This window comes from Tateyamaria pelophila, from assembly GCF_019966495.1.
In the GTDB taxonomy this organism is placed as follows: domain Bacteria; phylum Pseudomonadota; class Alphaproteobacteria; order Rhodobacterales; family Rhodobacteraceae; genus Tateyamaria; species Tateyamaria pelophila.
The window spans coordinates 1-8,125 of record NZ_JAIMIA010000162.1; the positions used below are offsets into that span (position 1 = coordinate 1).

At 57.2% G+C, this 8,125-nt stretch carries 5 protein-coding genes and 1 pseudogene; 5 read left to right on the forward strand and 1 reads right to left on the reverse strand.

The genetic code is table 11. The features are described from left to right. Positions 1-335: 335 nt before the first annotated feature. On the forward strand, positions 336-1,025 hold the full coding sequence (locus LC354_RS24860; protein ID WP_223428665.1) for a c-type cytochrome: 690 nt from the start codon (positions 336-338) through the stop codon (positions 1,023-1,025). 407 nt (positions 1,026-1,432) lie between these two features. Here LC354_RS24860 and LC354_RS24865 read toward each other — a convergent pair whose 3' ends face one another. Further along, the gene (locus tag LC354_RS24865) at positions 1,433-1,960 is read right to left on the reverse strand and encodes a DUF3489 domain-containing protein (protein WP_223428666.1); all 528 of its coding nucleotides are present in this window, start codon (positions 1,958-1,960) and stop codon (positions 1,433-1,435) included. 363 nt (positions 1,961-2,323) lie between these two features. On the opposite strand from LC354_RS24865, the pseudogene LC354_RS24870 reads away from it, so the two are divergent. The 4 genes and pseudogenes from LC354_RS24870 to LC354_RS24885 form a co-directional block, all read left to right on the forward strand. After that, a pseudogene (locus LC354_RS24870) lies at positions 2,324-2,653 on the forward strand (IS5/IS1182 family transposase); the annotation flags it as partial. Between the two features lie 536 nt (positions 2,654-3,189). Continuing rightward, the gene (locus LC354_RS24875; protein ID WP_223428667.1) at positions 3,190-3,897 is read left to right on the forward strand and encodes an ABC transporter ATP-binding protein; all 708 of its coding nucleotides are present in this window, start codon (positions 3,190-3,192) and stop codon (positions 3,895-3,897) included. Further along, complete coding sequence (locus tag LC354_RS24880) at positions 3,897-6,260, forward strand: ABC transporter permease (protein ID WP_223428669.1); 2,364 nt, start codon at positions 3,897-3,899, stop codon at positions 6,258-6,260. The genes LC354_RS24875 and LC354_RS24880 overlap by 1 nt, the downstream gene beginning before the upstream one ends. Positions 6,261-6,263: 3 nt before the next feature. Continuing rightward, on the forward strand, positions 6,264-7,478 hold the full coding sequence (locus tag LC354_RS24885; protein ID WP_223428668.1) for an efflux RND transporter periplasmic adaptor subunit: 1,215 nt from the start codon (positions 6,264-6,266) through the stop codon (positions 7,476-7,478). The last annotated feature ends 647 nt before the right edge of the window (positions 7,479-8,125 follow it).

Genomic DNA, 8,125 nt, shown 5'->3' on the forward strand with positions numbered 1-8,125 from the left:
GCGGAATTTTCAAAGTTTGGCCCGTTTCCCGTTAGCGGCCTTTCGTGTAGCGTGCAGCGAAATCCCGGTGAGAGCCCGTTGCAGACATACCCAGAAACTTTTTCTAGGAGATATTCTCTATTCAACCCTATTGTTGAGAGCGAAGCTGACGCAGGCTCGTTGGCTAACTAAACTTAGGAGAATAAGATATGCGCCTAATCCTGACAACTTTCGTACTGTCATCAACAGCACTCTTGGCGAATGCAGAGCCGTCCGTGGAGCGAGGTGAGTATCTGGTTCGGGGTCCCGCGGGTTGTGGAAACTGCCATACACCCCAAACACCTCAAGGCCCCGATATGTCTAACGAGCTGGGTGGGTTCATGGTTGAAAAGAACCCTATGTTTGAGGCTTGGGCGGTGAATATTACACCCGGTGGGCGTGTGGCCAATTGGACCGACGATGAACTGGCAAAAGCTATCCGAGAGGGTATTCGCCCTGATGGATCTGTTATCGGACCGCCAATGCCAATGGGCCTTTACCGAGGTTTGTCTGATGATGATCTCTACTCAATCGTTGCCTTCCTCCGTACGGTTCCAGTCAGCGAAAATGAAACGCCTTTCTCCACATACAATATTCCGTTGCCGCCCGCGTATGGACCACCACTCCAAAGCGTTTCCGCTCCACCGCAGTCGGTTAGCGTCGAATATGGTGAATATCTTGCAGGCCCAGTTGCACATTGCGTCGAGTGTCACACGCCGATGGGTGAGAAAGGGCCGATGTTTGACACGCATCTCGGTGCCGGTGGATTTGAGTTCCACGGGCCATGGGGAACGTCTGTGTCTGCCAATCTGACCACTCATGAAGATGGGCTCGCTGGCTATAGTGATGCAGAATTGAAGGCTATGATTACAGACGGTGCGCGGCCAGATGGCTCCAGAATGCGTCCACCGATGGGGTATCATCATTATGCGGCTATGACGGAAAACGATCTGGATGCTGTTGTTTTGTATTTACGTCAGCTGCCACCACTCCCCGACGGAGGTTAAGTCGTTCGAGGCTTGCGGGCAGAAGGGAAGCCGCAATGTCTGTAACGTCCGCATCTTACCATTTCGCGACCCGCGCGGGGAAGGTCGGCTAACTCTGTTTTGGGGCAAGGGCTGAGGTGCCGCTTCGGGCTGACACCAGGCGACTGCACCTGCAGCATCGCCAGCTATCTGACTGGCAGGCAGGCCTCATCGCGTCGTTGCGCATTGCTTGATTTAAAAAGATTGGATGCTGGAAAAAAGGGCCAGCGCAAAGGCTGGCCCGAGTTGAGGAAGGTGAAGCGGTGCAGGCGGCACCACTTCGAGCAGTTGAGGTTTCATACAGGCGAAACCTCACATGCCACCGTCGCGATACTGCGGGATTCGGCAATGATCTCAGGGCGCTTGCGGCGGTCAGAGTCACCGAGAAGTCACAGCGCGGCGTTCTCAATGCGATACACGCGGCCACGCTGATCGTCAGTCCGGGATGTGATGGTCAGCCCGAGCTTTTTCTTGAGCGCGCCGGACATGGCCCCTCGGCAGGTGTGTAGAGCCCACATCAATGCGGTTGTTATCTCCGCGATCGTCGCGCCATCCGGCGTGCGAAGCATGGCGATCAGTTGGGCCTGTTTCGTGCCTGCGCGGGGTGTGCGCTTCTTGCACGGTTCCTGAGGGGCTGGTTCGGCTGCCGCGCCCTCGGGCTCAATGCCGATGGCGGCAAGCCCTGCATCGGTTGCAACCAGCGTGACGCCGTGGCCGTCGCCGGTTTCGCGCCAGACGGGCTCACCCGTACGCATGTTGGTATCGACTTCTTCGAGGAAGCCTTTTGTGATCAGGGTCTGAACCACCTTTGCGGCAGCACCGCCGCGCAGTGTGTCGGGCAGGGGCAGGGCAATGCGGTCCTCGTTCTGGGCCGCGCGTGACAGGATGATCGTCTGGGTGTCGGAAAGTTTGGTCATGGGGTCGTCTCCATTTTCGGGCGCGCGACATGCGGGCCCGTCTACCGGGACGAGCCCCGCGTGTGCGAGGCAGGTCTGCGCGGTTATCTGGAGAGCACGCGCGCCAAGGCGCGGCTAACTCCCAACCAAACTGTCCAATTTTACACCGGGAAATTGGCCAATTTTGCTCCGGGATTGACACATTGCCGCGCAGCTGCGCGAGGCGCAAACCGACCCGGATGTGCATGCGATCCTCTTGGATATCGACAGTCCGGGCGGAGAGGCCACGGGCATGTTCGCCACTGCCAACCTCGTTCGCGCTGTGAACGAGGTGAAGCCGGTTGTGGCCTTCGTCAATGATGTGGCCGCCTCGGCTGCCTATGGCATCTGGCGAGGCAGGGCTATATCGCGCGAGGCGGGCAAATACTGGATGCATCGATTGTGCCGGTGCCTCGAAACCACAACACGCGCGACGAGAACGCGGCGATCAAGAAGGGCGAAGTGCCCGAGGGTTGGGCCGACAGCAACCGGACCAAATCCACCGTGCGGGTCCGGGTCGAGCACATCTTTGGCGCGCAGGCCAATGACATGGGTAGGACCTTGGTACGCACCATCGGCTTGGTTCGGGCCAAGGCCAAGATCGGGATGAAGAACCTCGCCTACAACATGCGCCGCCTCTGCCAGTTGCGCCGCATCAACCCAAATCCGGCGTGAAAAACAGTCGACCAAGGACACAGATCACGCGGCGCATCACGAAAAACAGTCCGGAAATGGGCAGGGCATCATTAGGCCGGACGCAACAACCTTGTAGCTGACGGTCTACGATGCGAGTTCCGACGCACTTCAGGCTGCATCACCTGCTTCATGGTCGCGAAAACGGTCAAAAATCGAGGTGCCCCATAGTTGGCCACAACACGCGTAACTGTGCTGGGCTTGTCACTTTTCTATGCCAACAGAATGTCGCGCAGAATTCGGCTCATCGCAACGGCGTCTGTCAATGTAGCTTCTTTGACCGTAATTTTTATACGATAAGGGCTGCACCAATCACACGCCGCAGGGCACAATCAACTGTTTCAACATTGGACGTCATTTCTGTGTCATTTTGTGGATAAAATGGGAAGCAGTCCACAATCTCTGGCCTCAGATTATCACCCGACACCACAGCGGCAATTGATCTCTCTCAATGCGACCGCAAACACGGTATGACAACAAGTCACCCGATACCGTTTGCCAAAAAGGGGGGCATAGCAGTGTCAGAATGCGTCTTTCGCACCGAAAACGTCACCAAGGTTTATCAGACCGGGGACGTAAAGGTCTTTGCCCTCGCCGGAGTCGATCTGGAGCTGTTCGCAGGCGAAATGACCGTTCTGCTTGGTCCCTCTGGCAGCGGCAAATCGACTTTGCTCAACATCCTTGGCGGCCTAGATCACGCGACAGAAGGCCGTGTCTGGTTTCGTGACCAAGAGTTGACGGATATGCCGGACCGTGGTCTCACAAAATACAGGCGCGATCACGTAGGTTTCGTGTTTCAGTTCTACAATCTAGTGCCCAGCCTGACGGCCCGTGAAAACGTGCAGCTGGTCACTGACGTGTCCCCCAACCCGATGCCCGCCGAAGAGGCCTTGGCATTAGTCGATCTGGCCGACCGCATGGATCACTTCCCCTCTGAGATGTCGGGCGGCGAACAACAACGTGTCGCCATTGCCCGCGCAATTGCCAAACGCCCCGAGATCTTGCTGTGCGACGAACCCACCGGCGCGCTTGACAGCGCCACCGGCGTTCAGGTGCTAGAGGTGTTGGCTGACATCAACGAACGCTTTGGCACTACCACCGTCATCATTACCCATAACGCAGAAATCCAGCGCATGGCGCACCGCGTTATTCAGTTTCAGGACGGCAAGATCAGTAGTGTATCCACTAACGAAGAACGCCTCGCCCCAGCCGAGATTGTCTGGTGATGCAGGCGCTGGATCGAAAACTGCTGCGCGACTTTCAACGGCTTTGGCGACAAGCCCTCGCAATTGCACTGGTATTGGCCTGCGGCGTGGCAATCCTGTTGATGGCGCTGGGAACCTACAAATCGCTCAGCGATACCCGTGAAACCTATTATGAACGCAACCGCTTTGCCGATGTGTTCAGCGCGGTCAAGCGCGCACCGGAACATCTGATCGCGGAGCTGGCCGCGATTGACGGTGTCTGGGCTGTAGAAACACGCACCGCTGGCAGCGCGATACTGGACGTGCCTGGTAGCAACGTCAGCGTTACTGGACAAATCCTATCGCTGCCGATTAACGGGTTACCTAGGTTAAACGTCCCAATCATCACCACAGGGCGGCTGCCTGACCCGGTATCTACGGATGAGGTCATGGTGAACGCCAATTTCGCCATCGCCAATAATCTGCAAATCGGAGATTTCTTCTTTGCCAATCTCAACGGCCAGAAACGGCAACTGACGATCACCGGCACCGCCCAATCGCCGGAGTTCATCTATACCATCGGCCCCGGTGCCTTGATGCCGGACAACGCGACCTTTGGAATTTTGTGGATGCCAAAGCCAGCGGCTGACGCAGCCTTTGATATGACTGGCGCGTTCAACGACGTCGCCTTGAAACTGACACCCCGCGCGCAAGAAGCCAGCGTGATCGATGCGGTCGATCAGTTGCTTGACCCCTACGGATCGCTGGGGGCTTTCGGGCGGGATTTGCAAATTTCGGATGCTTTCATTGATTCCGAGATCAAGCAACAGCGCAACATGGCCTCGATCCTGCCCCCGATCTTCTTTGGAATCTCGGCGTTTCTGGTCAGCATGGTCATGGGCCGGATCATCATGCTTGAACGCAGTCAGATTGGGTTGCTCAAGGCTGTGGGCTATTCCAACGTGGAGATTTGCCTGCATTATCTGATGTTGGCCGGGCTGATTGCGGTCGTGGGTATCGGGATCGGCTGGGTCGCAGGGACGTGGCTGGCGCGGTATATGGCGACTGAATACGGGCAATACTTTGATTTCCCGTTTCTGATTTTCAGCACCTCACTCTGGGTCTATGCCGCCTCAGCCATTGCAGCGTTGCTGGCCACTATGCTGGGGGCCACGCAAACTGCGATTAGGGCTGCCCGGCTTGCCCCTGCAATCGCGATGCAGCCTCCTGCACCACCGCAATTCAAACGCTCGCTGATTGACCGCGCAATGGCCGCGATGCGCCTGTCGCAACCCACGATCATGATCCTGCGCAGCTTAATCCGCTGGCCGCTACGGAGCGGACTGACCATGTTGGGTATCGCGTTGGCGGTAGCGACAATCGTGTCGCCTGCGTTCTTTCCGCCATCATTGGAGAAGATCATCGACAGCGCCTTTTACGAAACCAACCGGCAAGACGGCATGCTGGTGTTGTCCCATGACATGCCTCAGGTCGTGCTGGAAACTGTGGCCGCCCTTCCTGCAATCCTCCAAACCGAAGGCCAGCAGTTTCATGCGGTTATATTACGTAACGGCCACCGCGAGAAACGTACCTCAATCCAAGCCAGCCATCCCGCGACAGACTTGAGCCGCGTCATGAACAACGACGGCCATCAGGTTGCTGTGCCGCCCGGCGGCATTGTCCTGACCGATAGGCTGGCGGCGCATTTGGGCGTCGGGCTTGGGGATACCATTGATGCCAAGTTTCTGGGTGGCAGGCAGGAGACCCACCCGCTGATCGTGACCAATACCATCGCCCAGTACTTTGGGATCGGCGCTTATATGGACCTTGACTATGTGAACGGGTTATTGCGCCAGTCGCCACGCATTTCGCTGATCAATGTCTCGCTTGATGATGCAGAAGTGCTGGACCTGCATGCCCGCCTTAAGGACATTCCCAATCTTGCCAGCATCGTCATGATGACCGACACCCGTCGGTCGTTCTCCGAAACCGTCGAAGAAAACATCGGCATGATCAATTCGATCTACATCACTATCGCCCTGCTGATCACCATCGGGGTCACCTACAACGGCGCGCGCATCCAACTGTCGGAACGATCCCGCGAACTGGCCAGCCTGCGCATTCTGGGTTTCACGCGGTCCGAGGTGTCCTACATCCTGATCGGTGAGACTATGTTGCTGGCGGTTCTGGCCCAGCCTTTGGGCTGGTTTATCGGAACATTGATCGCCGCCAATATGTTCAACAGTTTTTCCAGCGATCTGTATAATCTGCCGCTTGTTATTGAACCTGCGGTCTATGCCAAAGCCAGCTTTTTCGTGCTCTTGGCCAGCTTTGCCTCCGTTATGGTCGTGCGCCGCAGCCTGGACAAACAAAACCTCGTTTCTATAATGAAAGCAAGGGAGTAGCCAATGACTTGGAAACCTCGCACCATTGGATTGGTCGGCGTCGGTGCCGCAATGATGCTTGGGCTGGGCTATGTGGCCTTTCAGGACGATCCTGTCCCCGTTGACCTGTATGTACTGACCCGCGGCCCGCTGGACGTTACCATTAACGCCGATGGCGTCACACGGATCAAAGACCTCTATGATGTCGCCAGCCCGATCACCGGCACCGCCCTGCGATCCCCCGTCGATGTAGGCGATCCGGTCGTCGTGGGCGAAACCGTGGTCGCGGTAGTGCAACCCGCAGCCCCTGATTTGCTGGACAGCCGCAGCATGTTGCAAGCCCAAGCCGCCGTGCACGAGGCCGAAGCCGCGCTGAACGTCGCCCGCACCGATCTGGCGCGCGCCATTGAGGTTCGCGCATTGGCGCGGTCCCAATACGACCGGACGCAGACCCTTGTAGAACGCAATGTGTCTTCACTGTCGCAGTTGGAGGACGCATTGCAAAGGCGAACCATAGCCGAAACCGCAGTGCAAGCCGCCGAGGCCCGCATCAACATGGCGCAAAGCACACTCGCCCGCGTCGAGGCGATGTTGCAAAACCCCGAATCCGGAGCGGCAATCGACATGGACTGCTGTCTGCAAATCACCGCCCCTGCAAACGGTGTCGTGCTCAACGTGGCAAGCATCAGCGAACATCCTGTTCATACCGGCGACCCACTTTTGCGTGTCGGTGATCCTGCCGAGCTTGAGATCGTGGCTGATCTTTTGTCCAGCGACGCTGTGCGCCTGAAACCGGGTGCGCAAGCTGTTGTGGAGCGCTGGGGAGGGCCAGTAGCCCTTTCCGCGACCCTGACCAAGATCGCTCCTGCGGCGGAGACGAAAGTCTCTGCACTTGGTATCGACGAACAACGGCTTGATGCCGTGTTCGACATGACCTCACCCATGACCGAGCGAGCCGGATTGGGCGATGGCTTTGCCGTGTTCCTGCGTATAATTGAGTGGCGGACTGAGGACGCGCTGCAAGTGCCCCTCAGCGCCCTGTTCAAACGCAACGGCGATTGGGCGGTGTTCACGACGGAAGACAACATCGCCACTGAACAGATCATCCGCATCGGACGCCAGAACGCGCAATTCGCCGAAGTGCTGGACGGTTTGGAGGCTGGCACAACCGTTGTGACGCACCCCAACGACGCATTGGTCTCTGGAAGGGACATCGTCGCGCGCAGCAGCCTGCAGTAGCGCGCCGAAGCAAAGCTGGCAGCTGTCAACCGTATGTCGCATGACCAAAGCCAGCATGACTGAGCAACTTGACAGAAGTCAATGAACGCGGAGCGCCTTGGCGTAGTTTCCAATTACTAAGTTTTTCAACGTCGGATACTAAGAAAGAGCATCACGAAAGGGTATGAATTTCAGCCCTCCTAGTGTTCCGCACCTGACGGAAGATTGTATGCTGCGGCCGGACTTGTCGGTGTCGGCGCATGAGACGCAATGACATCTGCCTGTACCTGAGCCCTGACGACCAAGCTGAACTCCAATCGCTGCTCGCCAACAGGAACACCCCGAGCAGGCTCATCACTCGCTTGAATTTCCGCCCGCACTTTGGGTTTAGTCGTCGCCTGGCTACGAATATGGATCAGCATTGAACCGCCTCCCGGATGTCACCCAAAACAGATCTTGCCATGAAAAATGCAGAGCCGCGAGGATCTATGTGATCGTCCAGGATGGAACAGCTAGGCAGCACACCCATTAATTCTTGTTCAATGGCATAGGTTTGTGATTCATTTCGTCCAAACAACGGGCGGGAGGATGGGTACTGTAACCTGACGTCTGGAAATTTAGTTGGAGATTGCGCTGAGAGCCCCTGCCGAGGCGTGCCCCGGCAGAGG